At 52.7% G+C, this 18,166-nt stretch carries 15 protein-coding genes and 2 pseudogenes; 4 read left to right on the forward strand and 13 right to left on the reverse strand.

What is annotated here, in order from left to right; genetic code table 11:
- Positions 1–69 precede the first annotated feature (69 nt).
- Entirely contained in the window at positions 70–1,002 is a 933-nt protein-coding gene (locus CXF87_RS01310) for a glycosyltransferase (protein ID WP_101145173.1), read from the forward strand.
- A gap of 11 nt (positions 1,003–1,013) precedes the next feature.
- Here CXF87_RS01310 and CXF87_RS01315 read toward each other — a convergent pair whose 3' ends face one another.
- From CXF87_RS01315 to CXF87_RS01350, 8 genes and pseudogenes are all read right to left on the reverse strand, one after another.
- Entirely contained in the window at positions 1,014–2,711 is a 1,698-nt protein-coding gene (locus tag CXF87_RS01315; protein WP_157826452.1) for a sulfatase-like hydrolase/transferase, read from the reverse strand.
- Positions 2,712–2,750: 39 nt separating this feature from the next.
- Entirely contained in the window at positions 2,751–3,431 is a 681-nt protein-coding gene (locus tag CXF87_RS01320; RefSeq protein WP_101145175.1) for a hypothetical protein, read from the reverse strand.
- 115 nt (positions 3,432–3,546) lie between these two features.
- Complete coding sequence (locus CXF87_RS01325; protein WP_332870612.1) at positions 3,547–4,926, reverse strand: undecaprenyl-phosphate glucose phosphotransferase; 1,380 nt, start codon at positions 4,924–4,926, stop codon at positions 3,547–3,549.
- A gap of 15 nt (positions 4,927–4,941) precedes the next feature.
- Positions 4,942–6,408, reverse strand: coding sequence for a TolC family outer membrane protein (locus CXF87_RS01330; protein ID WP_101145176.1), 1,467 nt, complete (start codon positions 6,406–6,408; stop codon positions 4,942–4,944).
- An 8-nt stretch (positions 6,409–6,416) separates the two neighbouring features.
- Positions 6,417–7,796 (reverse strand): HlyD family type I secretion periplasmic adaptor subunit, encoded by a 1,380-nt coding sequence (locus CXF87_RS01335; RefSeq protein WP_101145177.1) that lies wholly within the window; start codon positions 7,794–7,796, stop codon positions 6,417–6,419.
- Complete coding sequence (locus tag CXF87_RS01340) at positions 7,793–9,550, reverse strand: type I secretion system permease/ATPase (RefSeq protein WP_101145178.1); 1,758 nt, start codon at positions 9,548–9,550, stop codon at positions 7,793–7,795. The genes CXF87_RS01335 and CXF87_RS01340 overlap by 4 nt, the downstream gene beginning before the upstream one ends.
- Positions 9,551–9,825: 275 nt before the next feature.
- A pseudogene (gene glyA, locus CXF87_RS01345) lies at positions 9,826–10,659 on the reverse strand (serine hydroxymethyltransferase); the annotation flags it as partial.
- Positions 10,660–10,677: 18 nt separating this feature from the next.
- Positions 10,678–10,827 carry an NAD-dependent epimerase/dehydratase family protein gene (locus CXF87_RS01350; protein WP_442906333.1) on the reverse strand — a complete coding sequence of 50 codons (150 nt, stop codon included), beginning with the start codon at positions 10,825–10,827 and terminating at the stop codon, positions 10,678–10,680.
- A 402-nt stretch (positions 10,828–11,229) separates the two neighbouring features.
- Between CXF87_RS01350 and rfaH the strand changes: the two genes are divergently transcribed.
- Positions 11,230–11,754: a transcription/translation regulatory transformer protein RfaH gene (rfaH, locus tag CXF87_RS01355; protein WP_101145179.1), complete on the forward strand. Its 525-nt coding sequence runs from the start codon at positions 11,230–11,232 to the stop codon at positions 11,752–11,754.
- 704 nt (positions 11,755–12,458) lie between these two features.
- Here rfaH and glyA (CXF87_RS01360) read toward each other — a convergent pair.
- The 5 genes and pseudogenes from glyA (CXF87_RS01360) to glyA (CXF87_RS01385) form a co-directional block, all read right to left on the reverse strand.
- A pseudogene (glyA, locus tag CXF87_RS01360) lies at positions 12,459–13,088 on the reverse strand (serine hydroxymethyltransferase); the annotation flags it as partial.
- Positions 13,089–13,720: 632 nt separating this feature from the next.
- Entirely contained in the window at positions 13,721–14,020 is a 300-nt protein-coding gene (locus tag CXF87_RS21710; protein ID WP_198555974.1) for a hypothetical protein, read from the reverse strand.
- Positions 14,017–14,412, reverse strand: a complete 396-nt coding sequence (locus tag CXF87_RS01370; protein ID WP_198555975.1) for a nucleotidyltransferase family protein — start codon at positions 14,410–14,412, stop codon at positions 14,017–14,019. The genes CXF87_RS21710 and CXF87_RS01370 overlap by 4 nt, the downstream gene beginning before the upstream one ends.
- A 229-nt stretch (positions 14,413–14,641) precedes the next feature.
- On the reverse strand, positions 14,642–15,610 hold the full coding sequence (locus CXF87_RS01375; protein ID WP_198555976.1) for an Rpn family recombination-promoting nuclease/putative transposase: 969 nt from the start codon (positions 15,608–15,610) through the stop codon (positions 14,642–14,644).
- Between the two features lie 267 nt (positions 15,611–15,877).
- Positions 15,878–17,143, reverse strand: a complete 1,266-nt coding sequence (gene glyA, locus CXF87_RS01385; protein WP_101145181.1) for a serine hydroxymethyltransferase — start codon at positions 17,141–17,143, stop codon at positions 15,878–15,880.
- 329 nt (positions 17,144–17,472) lie between these two features.
- Here glyA (CXF87_RS01385) and CXF87_RS01390 point away from each other — a divergent pair, with 329 nt between their 5' ends.
- Positions 17,473–17,733 (forward strand): DUF4258 domain-containing protein, encoded by a 261-nt coding sequence (locus CXF87_RS01390; protein ID WP_101145182.1) that lies wholly within the window; start codon positions 17,473–17,475, stop codon positions 17,731–17,733.
- A complete protein-coding gene (locus tag CXF87_RS01395; RefSeq protein ID WP_101145183.1) occupies positions 17,730–17,921 on the forward strand; it encodes a DUF2283 domain-containing protein in 192 nt (63 codons plus the stop codon). The genes CXF87_RS01390 and CXF87_RS01395 overlap by 4 nt, the downstream gene beginning before the upstream one ends.
- Positions 17,922–18,166: the final 245 nt, after the last annotated feature.

Genomic DNA, 18,166 nt, shown 5'->3' on the forward strand with positions numbered 1-18,166 from the left:
AGACACCCTTTAGCCCAACATGCTAAAATTCGGGATTTAGGTGCTTTTCGCTGCTTCCTGGGGTTAACTTTGCCTTCAACTTCTGTACTTAGTGTTTCTGTGGCGGTTTGTGTACCTACACTTAACCCTGGCGCAGATTTTGCTCGGTGGCTTGCCATTGTCACGGCCTGCTTGCCAGAGGCTACCCTTCTGGTAGTGGATTCCTCTTCGGAAGACGAAACGGTGGCCCTGGCCAAACAAGCGGGTGCCGAAACCTTGGTGATCCCCAGACACACGTTTAACCATGGCGCTACCCGCGATATGGCGCTTAGGCATTTGGCCACTAGCGATGTGGTGGTATTTCTCACTCAGGATGCTATACCTGCGGATCATCAAGCGCTGGCAACGCTAGTGCAGGCGTTTGATAACCCACGGGTTGGTGCAGCCTTTGGCCGCCAACTTCCCCATGTTGATGCCACACCTATTGCTGCTCATGCGCGGCTATTCAATTACCCGCCTGACTCGCGCTTGGTGGATGCGGGGGATATCGCTTCTCTTGGCATCAAGGCGGCGTTTTTGTCCAATTCTTTTGCTGCTTACCGTCGGCAGGCGCTCATTGATGTCGGCGGCTTTCCTCATGGCACTATCTTAAGTGAGGACATGATTGCCGGTGCACGGCTATTAAATGCGGGGCGGGCACTGGCTTATCAGGCTGATGCCTGCGTATATCATTCTCATAATTATACGCTGCTGGAGGAAACCAAACGCTATTTTGATATTGGTGTACTACACGCCCGCGAGGCGTGGCTGCTTGCGAACCTGGGCAACCCCGAAGGCGAAGGAGTACGTTTTGTGGGTTCGGAGATGCGCTACCTGTGGCGGCTATCGCCCTTTTCTATGCCCGAAGCCGCTCTGCGTACCTTGTTGAAATATGTAGGTTACCGTTTAGGAAGGATTGAGCACCGTCTACCCCTGAGGCTTAAACGCCGGCTTTCAATGCACCATCGCTATTGGACGCTGTGACCGCGACTGGCTCACTCTTTTCTCTCTGAACGGCGGAGGGTTATGCTGGCGGCACCAGAGGCCCTGCCTTTTATTTCGTGCGTCGTGCCGTCTGCTGTCATAAGCCCGATATAAGGCTCTCGGAAACCCAGTTGATGCCATTCTGAAAATGGTGTGCCTTTTAGCAAAGCGTCAAACGCTTCGCGGCTTTGACAAAATGCGGTGTCGTGGACAATAACCGCGAATGCTGAATATGCCTCCTGTAACGATGCGATTTGCTCGGCAAAGCCAGTGTCAGGAATGGGTTTTTGGCATGTATCAACATGTTTGATCAGGGCTGGTTCACGCTCCGGATTGACGCCCACCAGCGAGACTCCACGGTGGAACTGAGGAGCCACATCAGCATGCATTTGCTGGTCACTTTGGCCTTGGGTTATGTGCGTCTGCCCTGCCCCAAACCCTGCGGAGCGTATAGTTAGGGTTTCCAAGCTATCCCAGCCTGGCCAGACAATGCGCTTTTCATACCAACTACCAGTGGTATTAAAGCGCTCTAGCTTGCGTTCTCGTTGCTGCCGCTCGCCAGGCGTGACCGTGTCTTCACTCGCGTCTAAGTGGTTAATGATATCATCATGGGTCACGTCGATTTCTTTGCTGCCTAGCTGCTGTGTATGTACCTCGCCTTCGAGCCGCCCCACCGCTAGGCAAAGTGAGTCGTCTGCGTCATTAGCCGACAAATCCGTTCCGAAAAGGCCATCAATATGACGACATTGATCACTCCATACAAAATTTTCATCGGGGGTCAGCGTTGCCATTTGTTCGAGCAGGTCACTCTGTTCGGATGAGGACGGGGTAAAGCTTTCAACATTGGCATCTGCATCCAGCCGTAGTAAAGCTGGCATTGGGTATTGCTGCCCTTCCATTTGCATAGAAGACAATGGGGGGTTAAATCGAATACCACTACTCATCTGTGGAAAGCTCCACAGTGCGGAAAGGGCGCCACGTTGCCGATTCAAAAAGTCGTTGATCTCGGCTTCGCTTTCTACCAGCGTCGGTGTGTCGCTGAAAAGGTTACGCCCGAACCCCCACCCTTGTGTTTCATACCCCATGGCCGTTAGTAGCGTGGGAGCTAGGTCCAATGTAGAACCTGGCTTATTGACTTCTCCGGGCTGCAAGTGCGGTGAGAACATCATCAACAAGTTACGGCGTTCTTGTGTTTCAAGGCGTTCCCACACGGTATTACGCATAGCCAGGTGATCTGACATGACGACCAATACGGTGTCCTGCGCAACAGAGCTTTCCATAAACGCTTCAATAAACTGCCCCACTAGGCGGTCAGCACAGTGGACGGCATTGAGCATCGGGTCTTCGCCATCAGCATATTCGATGTTTTCACAGGCTGGTGGGATATGCCCTGAAGGGTGATGGGTATCCAGTGTCAGGCCAAATAGGCCAAAGGGAGCCTGCTGATTCGTCAGTATTTCCAACCGTTGACGGAAACTTTCAAGCAGCATGTCATCATATATGCCCCAATCCGACATGGGAGGCTGGTTGAGCGTTGAGGCTAGTTCATTCACGCCATCTACGTTGGCAAATCCGTGGGTTTGATAAAATTTTCCTTTCCCGGCAAAATCAAGATCTGCCCCCCCCATGAAATCTAGGCGGTAACCTTGGTCATTCAAGTAGTCCCCGAGACAGTCCGCTAACGGTAAAAAGTCGGGCATTCCCGACATGGCGTTTCCATGCCCCGGTGTCATCAGGGGGATACCACATTAGCTGGCCACCATCCCTCCGATAGTCCAGCCGGATCCTGTTACTTGTTGTATATCAGTAAAGTAGGCGCCTTCTTTCTCCCAGTGATTCAGGTTAGGAGTAAGGCCTGGAAACTCGTCGTTATTTAAATATGTACGCTCTAGGCTCTCCAGGTAAAGTACAACAACGTTCAATGGTGCTTCAGGCATTTTGCTTACAGGCTTCCAGTGTGATTCAGGCAACGTTGATTGACGCTGCCCTTGCGCTACTATTTGCCATAGGGAATAGAGGTCGTGAGTTGCTGGGTTTACTGCCACCGAGCCGCTTAGCAGCGCAGCAGCCAGCACTAGCGCTGGGACACTATGCCGCCGCTTGCGCCGAGTAATTTTGGTGAACGCAACGGCTGCTAATGCTAGCGCAACAGCCAGCACTATTATTACCACAACCGCTAGCCACTTGTAGGCTGCAACGCCAGCGCCTTCTACACCCACCTGTAGGTGATACAGGACGGATTCATCGATACCATTTCCCGTAAAGTAGTTCGCAACAGCGTAAAAAGCGCATAAAAAGACAACCAGTAAAAATATACTTAAAGAAGTAGCTAGGGGAATTTTACTATTGGCATACCGGCCATTTACCACGATCGCCAAACCGCTCAACACTACTGAGAGAGTTAAAATATACTGATTAATAACAGTCACCTAAAAATTAAACTCAACAAACACAGTTGAATATCAAATTAAAAACCCATCCATGGTAATTTAACAACACCACCAAACATGAGGACTAAGTTATATACAGCCACACCTTCTACGCCTAAGGTTTTTGATTAATAAATCCACGAGTTAACGTCATTGCTAATATCTTTAAATCAAAGCCCAGTGACCAATTGTCAATGTAGTATAGATCAAACTCTACCCGCTTTTGCATTTGCTCTAGTGTATCGGTGTTACCACGGTAGCCATTTACCTGCGCCCAACCGGTCATGCCAGGCTTTACTCGGTGTCGCTGCATGTAGTTTTGAATCACGCCCTGGTAGTACTTGTTGTGATCCAGAGCGTGAGGGCGTGGCCCAACCAACGACATTCTTCCTTGCAGCACGTTATAGAGCTGTGGCAGTTCATCCAAGCTTGTGCGGCGTAAAAAAGCGCCGAGCGGTGTAATACGTGGGTCGTTTTGGGAGGCTTGCTGGGTCCTGTTGGCTTTATGAACGCTCATGCTTCTAAACTTATAGATCCGAAAACATTTACCATCAATACCATGCCGATGTTGCTTAAAAAGTACCGGCCCGCCCATCTTCCATTTGACTAACCCAGCAATTAATAACATCACCGGCAGAAAAACAATAAATAACAACCCGCCTAGCAAGCGGTCTTCCAGATTTTTAATAAGCCTTAATGGACTGCTGTCTAAAGGGCTATAATTAAGCTCTAGCGAATATAGCCCAACCACCTGTGCCATGCGGTGATTCAGCAGGCGAATATCAGAAAGATCGGGGAAATAACGCACACTGACGGGAATGTTAATCAAACTGGCGGAGACCAAGCGCACTTTATCGCCGTCGCTTAATGGGTAGGTGAGCCAGATTTCATCAAAATCTCTTTCAAAAGCACTCTCTTGCGCTAGCTTGTGCAATATGCGGTGAAAGTAGTCGGAATCATCGTCGTTGTGGGCGCTTTGCAACGAATACCCGGCATACGACATGTCATTCAGGTGCTCTGTTAAACGACTGAGGTTCTCTTCCCGCCCAATGATGACAATACGCTTGCGGTTTTTACCCTTAGAGCGCAAGTGCCGTAAATAGAGGTACAGCATGGCCCGCATGACGCTGCCAGTCATTAATACCGCTAGCGATGCCGACCCCATCCATAGTCTTGAAAAATTGGATGTGTTTTGCGTTGCCACTAACAGTAAGCTGAGCAGTACGATGGTGGCCAGCCAGCTTAACCAATACGCACCTAACATGCTGTAGAGGCTTCTGCCACGCCAGGGCTGGTACAGGCCCAGGAATTCCCCCACGGCGGGAAGCAGTAACCCGCCAATTACCATCAAAAAAAGGTAATATTCGTTGCTGAAGGTAATGTGAGGCATTAGCAATAGCACCAGGGAGGAGACTCCCATGGCGATCGCTGTGTCGAAACAACGCATAATCCGACGCAGCCATTCGTTACTTTGCGCAGCCTTTAATGAGGACATGCTGTAATAGTGCCTTTAACTCGCTGAGGCGAGGTCAGTAAGCGAAGCAAGCAGTGCCATCACATCATTTAAATCTTGGCTACCTAAATCACCGACCGCTGACTGTAATGCCAAGCTATCCAGTGCATATTCGCCAATCGTATCCACATATTGAATACGCTGATCATAAAGGCTGGCGCGGGCGTCCAGCACGTCTACTAAATCGCGTAGCCCTAGCTGTTCGCCACGCTCGGCGGCTTGCAGGAACAGTTGGCTTGAGGCAATGGCCTGCTTGAGCGCTTCAATACGGCGCACATGGCCATTTAATGAGCGTAGCCGCTGACGTACTTCTTGCCCGGCGAGATTGAGCTGATTATCAAAGGCCGCCTGACTGGCGTTGATGCTTTTTTCGCCCTGCCTGACATTGGCGGTGGTATAACCGCCACGGTAAATAGGCACGCTCACTTCGACACCGGCGCGGTAATCTTCGCTTTCGCGCAGTTCATCATCACTGGTGCGGTCTGAATAGCTCAGGTTTAGATTTACTTCTGGGTAGTAGCCCGCCCGGCGGGTGCTGGCATCCGCTTCTGTAATACGCTGCTCTTGGCGCGCTAACAAAACATCCAGGTTTTGTCCTGTACGGGATAACCAGTCCTCTTGTTCGCCCCATTCGCTTGTTAGCGTTACTTCCGAAAGTTCGCCAATCGCTAAGCCACGAAACTCGGGCAGTGTGCCGGTTAAGCGCTCTAGCGTGCTCATGGCGTTATCAAGCTCGTTTTCCGCTTGCACGGCGTCTGAAATCGCTTGATCCAAACGTGACTGGGCTTCCAGCAGGTTGATGCGATCGCCCACGCCAAGATCAAAAGCTCGCTGAGCCTGACGCACCTGTAGCTCCAGCGACTCTTGCTGGGATTCCAGCAGTCCGAGGCGCTGAGAGGCTAAATAGGCTTGCACGTAGGCTTCACTCACCTGCAGCGCCAAGTCGCGCTCTACCACGGCCAGTTGAAGCTCGGCGGCATTTACCTGGGCATCGGCAACATCCATGCCGCGCCAGCGCTCTAAACTGAACAGAGGCTGCTGCAGCTGCACTTGCCAGTAGTTTTCTTCAATCTCACCGGGGCGTTGCGCTGGTTGGTCAAGGCCAAAGTCGTCGGGTGAGGTTTGAATATTGGTGGAGTCTTGCCAGAGGTAGCCACCAGTGGCGCTTACTTGCGGCAACAGCTGCGAGCGCGCCATGGGGATTTCTTCCCGCGTGGCCTCCAGCTCATAGCGTTGGCGCGTGAGATCCGCATCATGCTCAAGCGCCCGCCCAAACAAGGCGGGCAGCGAGGGTAACTCTGCGGGCGCATTCGCGGATTGCTCCAATCCCGCTAATTCTTCCATCGCCGCATTACCTGCTGGCGTGTCCTGTTGTGCAAAGACGTTCTGTGCATATAACAGCGGTGACAGCAGGCTAATAGCCAGCGCGAGGGGGGCAATTTTGGCAGTTTTAATTAGCAACATCCTAGTCATTAATCCTCTCGTAGAGCGCGCGCCAGCATATCGGTGATGGGCTTGGCGATGTAGCTAGCAAAGGTGCGTTCACCCGTGCGTAGCATTACCTCTGCGGGCATACCAGAGAGTAGCTGCATCTGTTCATTCATTTGCGTGTAGCCTTCTTCGGTGACACGTACCCGCGCACGGTAATACTGCTCCCCCGTGGCTTCGTCTTCAAAGCTGTCCGCGCTAACGTGAATGACTTCGCCATCAATCACATCGGTCAGGCGTTGATTGAAGGCGCTGAAGCGAATTTCAGCAAACTGGCCGATATGGATATTGTCGATGTCTCGCGTGGGGATGCGCGCTTCTACCACAAAGCCTTCATCAGAGGGGACAACATCCATAATAGTATCACCCGCCCGAATAACGGCCCCTACCGTATGCACTTGGCGACCTACCACGGTGCCTGAGACTGGGGCGGTGACCACGGCGCGCTCTACCTGATCTTGCAGCGAAATAATCTGCTCTTCTGCTTCGGCAATTTGCGCCTGGGCGTCGCGTAGCTGTTCGCCGACTTCTTTCTGGAACTCTTGCTGCTGGATTTCGCGCTCCATGCGATTTTCGCTAATTTGCGAGCGCAGTTGGGCAATATTGGCGCGGAATTCAGCATTGTCGCCTTCGTACTGAAGCACTTGCCGCTCTAGCTCGCGTAGGCGTTGGTTATCGCCCAAGCCTTCACGATAGAGCGAGCGGAAGTCTTCAGCTTCTGAACGTAATGAGCTAACGCGGCGCGTATTGACACTGATACGCTCTTTCAGCCCTTCGATCTGTTCACGCATCTGTACACTTTGCTCGTCCAGCGCTTCTAAGGTGCTTTTAAGCGATTGACGACGCGCGGCGAACAGGCTTTGCTGAACGGCGATGACTTGCTGAACACGCGGGTTATCGGTGTCTTGAATATCTTCAGGAATTTCCATCATTTCCGCGCCCTCTTGCTCGGCGAGCAGGCGGGCTTCCATGGCGCGGTTTATCAAATATTGTGAGCGGGCAATGGCAAGCTGCGAGCCAGCCTGGGTATCACTTAGCACGACCAGCGTGTCACCGGCTTCTACTTTGTCGCCATCTTCCACCAGCAGCTGCTCAACGATACCGCCTTCCAAGTGTTGCACGGTGCGCTTGAAGGACTCGATCGAGACGCTACCCGGCGCGACCACGGCAATAGCGAGTGAGGCCGTGGCGGACCATAAAACAAAACCGCCCAGCGCGACAATCAGAATTGCGTACCCCAGTTTGCGATAGCCTTTGTCGCTGGTGGGCAGCTTTTCACTGGCCTCCCCGTCAATCGTCATCGGCCCTTTGGGGGTTACGTCGATCTCTGATGCTGGAAGGTTGCTGTTCTTTTCGTCGCTCATGACTTCTCCTCGCTACCACGGCCACCGGAAATGGCTGAGAGACGGGCAGCGCTTTGCTGACTAACTTGCTCACGCGGCTTTTTGGCAAACTGGGCGAGTACTTGGTCGCGCGGCCCAAACATGCTGACTTGCCCTTCTTTCATCACCAGCAGCTTGTCCATATTCTTCAACACGCTGGTACGGTGGCTGATCACAAACAGGGTGGCGCCTTCGGCCTTCAACTGGGCGATCGACATGGCTAACGCTCGTTCACCGGCATCGTCCAGGTTGGCGTTGGGTTCATCCAATACCACAAGCACCGGGTTGCCATATAACGCTCGTGCCAGCCCTACCCGCTGACGCTGACCACCGGAAAGCGCGCCGCTATTGGAAGAAATGACCGTGTCGTAACCGTTGGACAGTTCCAGAATCATTTCATGCACGCCGGCTTTCTTGGCGGCGTCGACCACTTTTTGCGGGTCTATGTTGCCAAAACGGGCAATGTTTTCACTGATGGTGCCGTCAAACAGCTCAATGTCTTGGGGCAGGTAACCTATATAGGGGCCAATTTCGTCACGGTTGTACTGGGTAATCACCCCGCCATCCAGGCGTACATCGCCGACTTGCGAGGGCCAAATGCCCAGCAGAACCCGCGCCAGCGTGGATTTACCCGCGGCGCTAGGCCCTATAATGCCCACGTGTTCGCCTTTCGGTACGCTGAAATTAATGCCGCGAATGGTCGCCATACGCGACCCAGGTGGTGCGGCGGCTACACCTTCCAGCGCAACGACACCTTGCGGTGCAGGCAACGACATTTTGCGCTCTTCACCGGGGATTTGCGTCAGCAGTTCATTTAAGCGCTCGTACGCACCGCGTGCGCTGACAAAGCCTTTCCAGCCACCAATCATTTGGTCGATAGGTGCCAGTGCACGGCCCATTAGAATGGAACCGGCAATCATCATGCCAGGGGTCATTTCGCCCTGAAGCACTAGAAACGCACCCAAGCCCAAGATCAAGGATTGGAATAGTAACCTAAGCACTTTTGAGGTGTTGGTTAAGGCGCCCGCTCGGTCGCTGGCCTGGGACTGTTTCGATAGGAATTCGTGATGACGCTTGGACCAGCGCCCCATAATGCCCGGTAGCATGCCCATTGCATGCAGCACTTCGGCGTTGCGTAAATTGGAGTTGGCTAGGTTTTGCGCTTGGATGTGTTCGCTGTTGGCTTCGGCGAGCAGCTTTTTAGTCGCTTTCTCATTGGCGATGGCCAGCCCTAGCAAAATAATGCCCGCACAGGTGGCAAACACGCCTAACCAGGGGTGGAAGATGAACAGTACGCCGAGGTAAACGGGCACCCAGGGCGCATCAAAAAAGGCAAACAGGCCGTTTCCAGTTAGGAACTGGCGCAGGCTGGTCAAATCGCTCAGAGGTTGAGCGCTTTGGCCGCCCTGCGCTACTAAACTACGGCGGAACATGGCGCCATACAGGCGTTCGTTAATGGTGGTATCTAGCTTGTTACCAACACGCACTAGAATGCGTGAACGCACAAGCTCTAAGCCCCCCATAATCATAAAGAGGAACACCACCACCAGGGTAAGCATTACCAGGGTGTCAACACTCTGGGTGGAGAGCACCCGATCATAAACTTGGAGCATGTATAAGGGGGGAACAAGCATCAGTAAGTTGACGAACATACTGAAAAAGCCCACCGATAAGAACGAACCTTTGCAGGCTTTCAATGCCCGTTGCAAATCCGTTGCTTCCTGTTGCTTTGCCATGAAGGGTTCACCGTTGAATCGAAGAGGCGTCAAGCGCAGAAAAAGAATGCCGCAGCATAACAGAAGTGCCCCTATATGGGGTAGAGCCACACCGCCCCACGGTAGTGGGAAGCCCCATACTTAAAGCTAGTTGTTTATTATGAGAAACCAGTACCAATGGGGTAATCAACAGATCTCCTTTTCAAGTACCCATTCTTTGTGGTTTTCATTAGCAGAGGGTTTTGTAGGAGCCCAATTCATTGGGCGATCAGGATGGAGCGAGCTACCGTGTTTGATTACTTATAGACCAGTAGCCGTGCACAGACTTCAGCCACTTTATCCAGCGCCTTCGCTTCGATGGCGCTGGTGTCTTCGCCTTTGGCCAGTACGTCCAGAATGTCGCAGATCCAGCCAGCGAGCTGGGTACACTCTTCTTCACCGAAACCGCGCGTGGTTACCGCTGGGGTTCCGATGCGCAGGCCGGAGGTGACGAACGGGCTTTGCGGGTCGTTTGGCACGGCGTTCTTGTTCACGGTGATGTGGGCACGGCCAAGCGCCGCATCGGCATCTTTACCGGTTACGCCCTGCTTGATCAGCGAGAGCAGGAACAGGTGGTCTTCAGTGCCACCGGAAACAATGTCGTAACCGCGGTCGATAAACACCTTGGCCATGGCCTTGGCGTTTTTCACTACCTGTTGCTGGTAGGTTTTGAACTCGGGCGACATGGCTTCTTTGAAGCACACTGCCTTGGCCGCGATCACGTGCATCAAGAGGCCGCCCTGGCCACCGGGGAATACCGCTGATTGCAGCTTCTTCTCGATATCGGCGTCGTTTTCTGCCGAGAGAATTACACCACTATGCGGGCCACGCAGCGTTTTATGGGTGGTGGACGTGACCACGTGCGCATGGGGCAAGGGGCTTGGGTAAACACCCGCCGCGACCAGACCCGAGACATGCGCCATATCAACCAGTAAGTAAGCGCCCACTTCATCGGCGATCTCGCGGAACTTGGCCCAATCGACGATTTGTGAGTAAGCAGAGAAACCGGCAATGATCATTTTAGGCTTGTGCTCACGAGCAAGCTGAGCCACTTGGTCGTAGTCGATCAGCTCTTGGTCATTGAGGCTGTGTACGCATAGCGTGGGCCTTCAGCTATCGGCCAATGTTTCCAGGTTTCCGGTGTAGGTCAAATTATCGACATTGAGGACGCGATGGTCGCTATTGGCAATCAGTTCACGCACGACGGCTGAACCTATGAATCCGGCACCGCCGGTGACGAGGAATGTCATTGGCATCATAATTTCCTTCTACTGATTTTGTAGTTACTTATGCGTTCATTGCTAGTTAAAAAAGAAAAAAACGATTATAAATACTTCAACAATTGAGTGATGATGTTAGAAAGCCCTTACAGCGCTTGGCCGGGCATTAACGTGCCGCGGCTGGCTAGGGCTTATCGGCTAGCGTGACCACAATCTGGGCAAAAGCAGCCGCGACTTCCAGAATTTTTCGTCTTAAAAATCGTTCAGGCACGCCACCGCCCAGGGATGGTTCCGGACATTTTCCTTGCCCTAGTCTTATTTAGCCTTTGGCGTGCCGGCGGCGTTTTTTAGTGCATCGTCTGCTGCATTCGGTCACTGCGATTTTGTTACAATGCGTACTGACAACCTCATGGGTTAACTCATTCTACCGCAAGGAACGACATGGGCCTTTACGATAGCCAAGCCAGCGCAGAGTGCGCGCAATGGTACCTTATCCAATGTAAGGGAGGCGAGTCTTTCCGAGCGGCGGCCCAGCTGGAAAACCAGGGCTATCATGTTTTTCACCCAGTGTTGGCGGTGCAGCGTAAACGGCGCAACAAGCTGGTGTGGCTCACCGAACCACTCTTCCCGTATTACTTATTTATTGAGCTTGATCAGATGGCCAGTAACTGGCGGCCGATCCGTTCTACACGGGGCGTATTGCGCCTAGTGACCTTTGGCGACCAACCCGCTGTCGTGCCCACTTACATCGTGGAAACATTGCTCCAGAATAGCGTTCAGGATGAAGCATCAAAAGAGGTGTATTTCCACGTTGGCGATGCCGTGGAAGTCACCGAAGGACCGCTCAAAGGTCAGCTTGCACAGCTCACCGAACTAAAAGGCCAAGACCGCGCCCTTCTCCTACTCACGTTATTAAACCGCCCCCAGCAGGTGGAAGTTCCCATTGCGCATTTGCAGAAGCCATAAACGACAAAGCCACCGAAGATGATTATCTTTTCGGCGGCTTTTATCGAACGTTAACCCTACTAACAACGCAGTACCAGCCTGTAAAAAGATAATTACTGATAGATGACCTGATCGCCCGACAAGTCGGGCTCCTACAGGGCTGGGTGCAGGCACCGGTTTTTGTAGGAGCCCAATTCATTGGGCGATCAGGATGGAGCGAGGCACCAAAGGTAATTGCTTATAGACGGCCTAATCGCCCGACAAGTCGGGCTCCTACATGGGCTGGGCGCAGGCACCAGGTGTTTTAGGGGCCCAATTCATTGGGCGATCAGCAATGATCAAGGCGCCGAGGATAATTGCTGGTAGATGGCCTGATCGCCCGACAAGTCGGGCTCCTACATTGGTTGGGTGCAGGCACCGGGGTTTGTAGGAGCGCAATTCATTGGGCGATCGGCAATGATCAAGGCGCCGAGGGTAATTGCTGGTAGACGGCCTGATCGCCCGACAAGTCGGGCTCCTACAGGAGCTGGGTGCAGGCACCGGTTTTTGTAGGAGCCCAATTCATTGGGCGATCAGGATGGATCGAGGCACCAAAGGTAATTGCTGCTGGTAGACGGCCTAATCGCCCGACAAGTCGGGCTCCTACAGGGGCTGGGTGCAGACACCGGGTTTTGTAGGAGCCCAATTCATTGGGCGATCAGGATGGAGCGAGCTACCGTGTTTGATTACTTATAAACCGGTAGGCGCGCGCAAACCTCAGCTACTTTATCCAACACCTTCGCTTCAATGGCGCTGGTGTCTTCGCCTTTGGCCAGTACGTCTAGAATGTCGCAGATCCAGCCAGCGAGCTGGGTACATTCTTCTTCGCCGAAACCGCGCGTGGTGACTGCAGGCGTGCCAATGCGCAGGCCGGAGGTGACGAACGGGCTTTGCGGGTCGTTAGGCACGGCGTTCTTGTTCACGGTGATGTGGGCACGGCCCAGCGCCGCATCTGCATCTTTACCGGTTACGCCCTGCTTGATCAGCGAGAGTAGGAACAGGTGGTCTTCAGTACCACCGGAAACGATGTCGTAACCGCGGTCGATAAACACCTTGGCCATGGCCTTGGCGTTTTTCACTACCTGCTGCTGGTAGGTTTTGAACTCGGGCGACATGGCTTCTTTGAAGCACACTGCTTTGGCAGCAATCACGTGCATCAAGGGGCCGCCTTGGCCGCCGGGGAATACCGCTGATTGCAGCTTCTTCTCGATATCGGCGTCGTTTTCAGCAGAAAGAATTACACCACTACGCGGGCCGCGCAGGGTTTTGTGGGTGGCGGAGGTGACTACGTGGGCATGCGGCAAGGGGCTGGGGTGCAGGGACTCAAACATAACGTGCGAAGAGGAGCAGTGATGCCACGGGTTTATGCGTTGAGGATGGGAAGGCGATGCTTGCCGGGCCACTATTAGCTAATAACAGTGGTGACGGCTGACCGGTCACCTTATTTTCTGGATTTTACGCTTGGCTGCGCGGCGGCCCGGGCTTTTGCCCAACCTTCCGTGTGCCAGCATGCAACAACCTGGGCATACGTTGTAATGCCCGACCATATTCATTGGCTCTTGGCGTTAGAAAGCGACCTTTTACAAGCGGTCGTTGGTTAACGCCGAACGAGGGTAATCAGGTGGTGCTATGAGGCACCGAGGCTGAATGCTTCTAGATGGCCTGATCGCTCGATAAATCGAGCACCTACAAGGGCTGGGTGCAGACACCGGGGTTGTAGGAGCGCAATTCATTGCGCGACCAGCAAGGGTGTGATTTAAATTTAGTGCTACTCTTCCAGCAACTCTCGCACCTGCTTTCCAAGCATCTCCGCGAACTGTTCAAGCACTGCCTTGTTGATGTGAGCTGTACTAAGCGCGTCAAAAAGCGTCTGCTTGTCTTCGATATATTCGTGAAGCATCTGGTTACGTAGCTGCCTGAGGGCTATCCATTGCTCTGAAGATCCCAGCTATCCGTACTTTTCCGCCTTTTCAAGATTAATAAGCAATGCCCTATCCGGTTCACCTAGCGCTTTTAGCAGTGCTGGCAACAGCCTGTCTCCGAGGGTATCTTGCAAACGGCAAAATCGACTGACAAATGCTTCTACTTTCATCGCTAATTCAGGTGTTTTATCAAGGTTACCAACAGCTTCATACGTTAGAAGTCCATCAAAAACCTGATTGTCTGCATATTCTAAATGCTTAATCTCTTTGTCGATTACACGGCTTAGAAATCTCAGCCGTTCTTGAATTCCTGGCGGTAAACTCACAGCGCTATTCCTTCCGACTTGGCAATCTGATGAATCATAGCTTTAGGTATATTGGGTGCGTCCAGAAGTACGTCTATTTTCCTGTCGCCCAATTGCTTGATGATTTTTGCCTGAAGCTGAGCAATGTCCCATGCAGGGTGCTCTACGACGCTATTAACTGACACCAGCAAGTCGATATCACCGCCTTTCGCCTTATCATCCGTTCTTGAACCAAACAGTGACACCTCTGCCCTGGATCCGAAAACTGCTCTGACTGATGCTTTGATTATCTGGATTTCGTGAGAATTCATTCTCATGGCGTTGTTACCTAATGATAATGCTGGCTCTGGCGATTGAGGCTGCTGATGACTGAGTTTGGCACAACCAGAGGCCTCCGGAGCAATAATAAGCATACATTCTCTTGATAATAGGTACTACGCTACCGAGCACCGAGAAACCGAAGGTAATTGCTGGTAGATGGCCTGATCGCACGGTAGGAGCTCAATTTATTGGGCGATCAGCAAGGATCGAGGCGCCGAGGATGAATGCTGGTAGACGGCCTGATCGCCCGACAAGTCGGGCTCCTACAGGGGCTGGGTACAGGGAGCGGGTGCTGTGGGAACCAGACTTCGTCTGACGATGTCAGTGCTTGGCTTCTTCCCATAACCGCGCAATGTCTTCTACCGTTAACCCCGTGGCTTCAGCAATTTGCTCTTTGCTGAGTACACCGAGGGCTAATAGATTGCGGGCCGTTGAGCGTTTGGCTTCTAATTGTCCCTCTTGCCGGCCTTCCTGACGACCTTCCTGACGCCCTTTTTCTTCCCAGCGCTCAGGCCATTGCTTAATGCGTTCTGCCAACATGTGATGCACCTCATGTAGCTCGTGTAAGTCGTTGAACTCGGGCAACTCCATTTCGGGCGCTCGGTTAGGCAGCAGTACTCGGCGTATCCATACTACAAACGCGCGACGAAGCGCTGTCTGTTCAGAGGCTTTAAGCCATTCTACCAGGCTACCCAGCACTTCCAGCATGTCTTGCTCGTCGCGGTTGTGCTCCAACCGGAAGAGCGCGGCGGCGACGTTGCGCATCCTGTCAGACCATTCAGGGTCGTTAACGATGGCACCTTCGTCCAACAGCAGATACTCAAGGTTAGGACGATAACGCTCTAACCCACCCGGCACCCATTCGACCAAGTCAGCAACATTTTGTGCCGCCGTCCATCGTTCTTCTCCATTGTAGAGTACAACGGGTAAAACGGGAGGTAGTTTACCACTGGGGGCAAAAGCTTTTTGCCGAATCAGATCTTGATAAAGCAGCCCCAGATAGCTCATTATCCGCACGGCCATGTGCTTGTCTTCACTGGATTGAAATTCCAGTAAAAGATAAACGTAAAGCCAACCATCGCCCCAACGTACGCGCCAAATAATGTCGTCCTCGCGGTCGCGTAGCTCGTCAGTGATATAGGAGCCGCTTACTTTTTCCAGCGTCGAGAAATCAATCTGCTCTACCCAGGCTTCTTTCACGAACCCGGTGAGCAGATCTTTAACCATCTCGGGGTGTGAGAAAAGCAACTTGTAGCTGTGGTCGTGGCGGTTGTGAATATGGCTGACCATGGGCTCTCCTTGCTGGATAACTAAAGTTTATCACAGCGAGTTTCGAGAACCAGAACACATCCAGCCATATGGGAACGTGGTGAAGGACCACACCGAGGAGCGCAACTTATTCGGCGACCAGCAAGGATCGAGGCGCCGAAGGCAAATGCTCCTAGATAGTCTGACCGCCCAACAAGTCGAGCTCCTACAGGAACTGGGTGCAGGCACCGGTTTTGGTAGGAGCCCAGTCCATTGGGCGATCAGGATGTATTGAGCTACCGTGTTTGATTACTTATAAACCGGCAGACGCTTACAAACTTCAGCCACTTTATCCAGCACCTTCGCTTCGATGGCGCTGGTGTCTTCGCCTTTGGCCAGTACATCGAGAATGTCGCAGATCCAGCCAGCTAGCTGGGTACACTCTTCTTCGCCAAAACCACGCGTGGTCACCGCCGGAGTGCCGATACGCAGCCCAGAGGTAACAAACGGGCTTTGCGGGTCGTTAGGTACGGCGTTCTTGTTCACGGTGATGTGGGCACGACCTAACGCGGCATCGGCATCTTTACCCGTTACGCCTTGCTTGATCAGCGAAAGCAGGAACAGGTGGTCTTCAGTACCACCGGAAACGATGTCGTAACCGCGATCAATAAATACCTTGGCCATGGCCTTGGCATTTTTCACTACCTGCTGCTGGTAGGTTTTGAACTCGGGTGCCATGGCTTCTTTGAAGCAGACTGCCTTGGCGGCGATCACGTGCATCAAGGGGCCGCCTTGGCCGCCGGGGAATACCGCTGATTGCAGCTTCTTCTCGATTTCGGCGTCGTTTTCAGCAGAAAGAATCACACCACTACGCGGGCCGCGCAGCGTTTTGTGGGTGGTAGACGTGACCACGTGCGCATGGGGCAAGGGGCTCGGGTAAACACCCGCCGCTACCAAGCCTGAGACGTGGGCCATATCAACCAGTAAGTAAGCGCCTACTTCATCGGCGATTTCGCGGAACTTGGCCCAATCCACAATTTGTGAATAGGCTGAGAAACCGGCGATGATCATTTTGGGCTTGTGCTCACGAGCCAGCTGAGCTACTTGGTCGTAATCGATCAGTTCTTGATCATTCAATCCGTACTGAATGGCATTGTAGTGCTTGCCCGAAAAGCTCGGCTTGGCGCCGTGGGTCAGGTGACCGCCAGCATCCAGGCTCATGCCTAAAATGGTGTCGCCTGGCTTAACCAATGCCTGGAAAACAGCGCTGTTGGCTTGCGAGCCCGAGTGGGGCTGCACGTTGACGTAGGTAGCGCCGAACAGCTCTTTGGCGTAATCGATCGCTAGGTTTTCAGCGATATCGACGAATTCACAACCGCCGTAGTAACGCTTGCCGGGGTAACCTTCGGCGTATTTATTGGTCAGCTGGCTGCCCTGGGCTTCGAGTACGCGGGGGCTGGCGTAGTTTTCGGAAGCAATCAGTTCGATGTGGGCTTCCTGGCGCGCCACTTCTTTCTGCATGGCATCAAACAGCACATCATCGAATCCGGCAATTGACATATCACGGCTGAACATCGGCGGGAACCTCGTAACGAGAAAGGATCATCATGGAAGAAGCGAGGCCGGTATCATAACGCAGCCTGACACTACTTTCATCGCATCCGCGTCAGGTCGTGCATGAGCGTGCTTCATGTTGCGCGAGCCAGCAAAGGCTGACCGATTGGGCAATAACGCTTTTCGGTGTCATTCCGAATAGCCTCTTCTTTGTCATTGCGAGCGAAGCGCGGCGATCTCGGGTTAGTCTGCCACCGCTGCTTGAGATTGCCACGTCGCTGCACTACTCGTAATGACATGGGGAGGTAGAGCGATTATCGTAATGATGCTTAACCTAACGAGCGGCTACCATGTATTCCAAACGCTTTAATCGTGAAGTGCATATTACTCGCCACGCAAGAGAGCGTATGCAGCAGCGGGGCTTAAACGAAGCGCAGCTCAGCGAACTGCTGGAAACAGGCAAGACACGTTTTAAAGATGAAACTAGACTATGGATAGCTAAAGCGTTCGTGCAGCGCACCGACAACCTTGTTTGTGCTGCAGTGGTATTGGAAGATCAGCTAATTGTAAAGACGGTGATGCACCATTTTGAATGGGAGGAAATGTCATGAGAACGACCTATGATGAGGCCGATGATATTTTAGTGCTCCATCTATCGGAGAAGCCTATTACCAAAGAGGTTTCTCAAGACTGGCATACGCATATCAGTTATGCCGAAGACGGCTCAATTGCTGAAATTGTTATCCTTGACGCGTCAAAGCAAGGAGCTTGGCCTTTGCTGAAGAGCCACGCTGCCTAGCTCTCCAGTCGTTGGCATCTTTCACTTCTTCCAACGCCCTTCTGGCATTATGATTGCTCGCTTTCTTAATCCCTTGAGAAAGCAGCGAAGCACCTCAGGCTTCCTGCCACCGCGGGCTGAGATTGCCGCGTCGTTGCACTCCTCGCAATGACATGGAGCGGTGTCATTGCGAACTCAGTTAAGCAATCTCAGTACTGCCCGCCCATTTGCATTTTCCTTCACTCTGAAAAATACTGTATATTCAT

The sequence above is a fragment of the Halomonas sp. MES3-P3E genome, assembly GCF_002836035.1.
In the GTDB taxonomy this organism is placed as follows: Bacteria; Pseudomonadota; Gammaproteobacteria; order Pseudomonadales; family Halomonadaceae; genus Vreelandella; species Vreelandella arctica.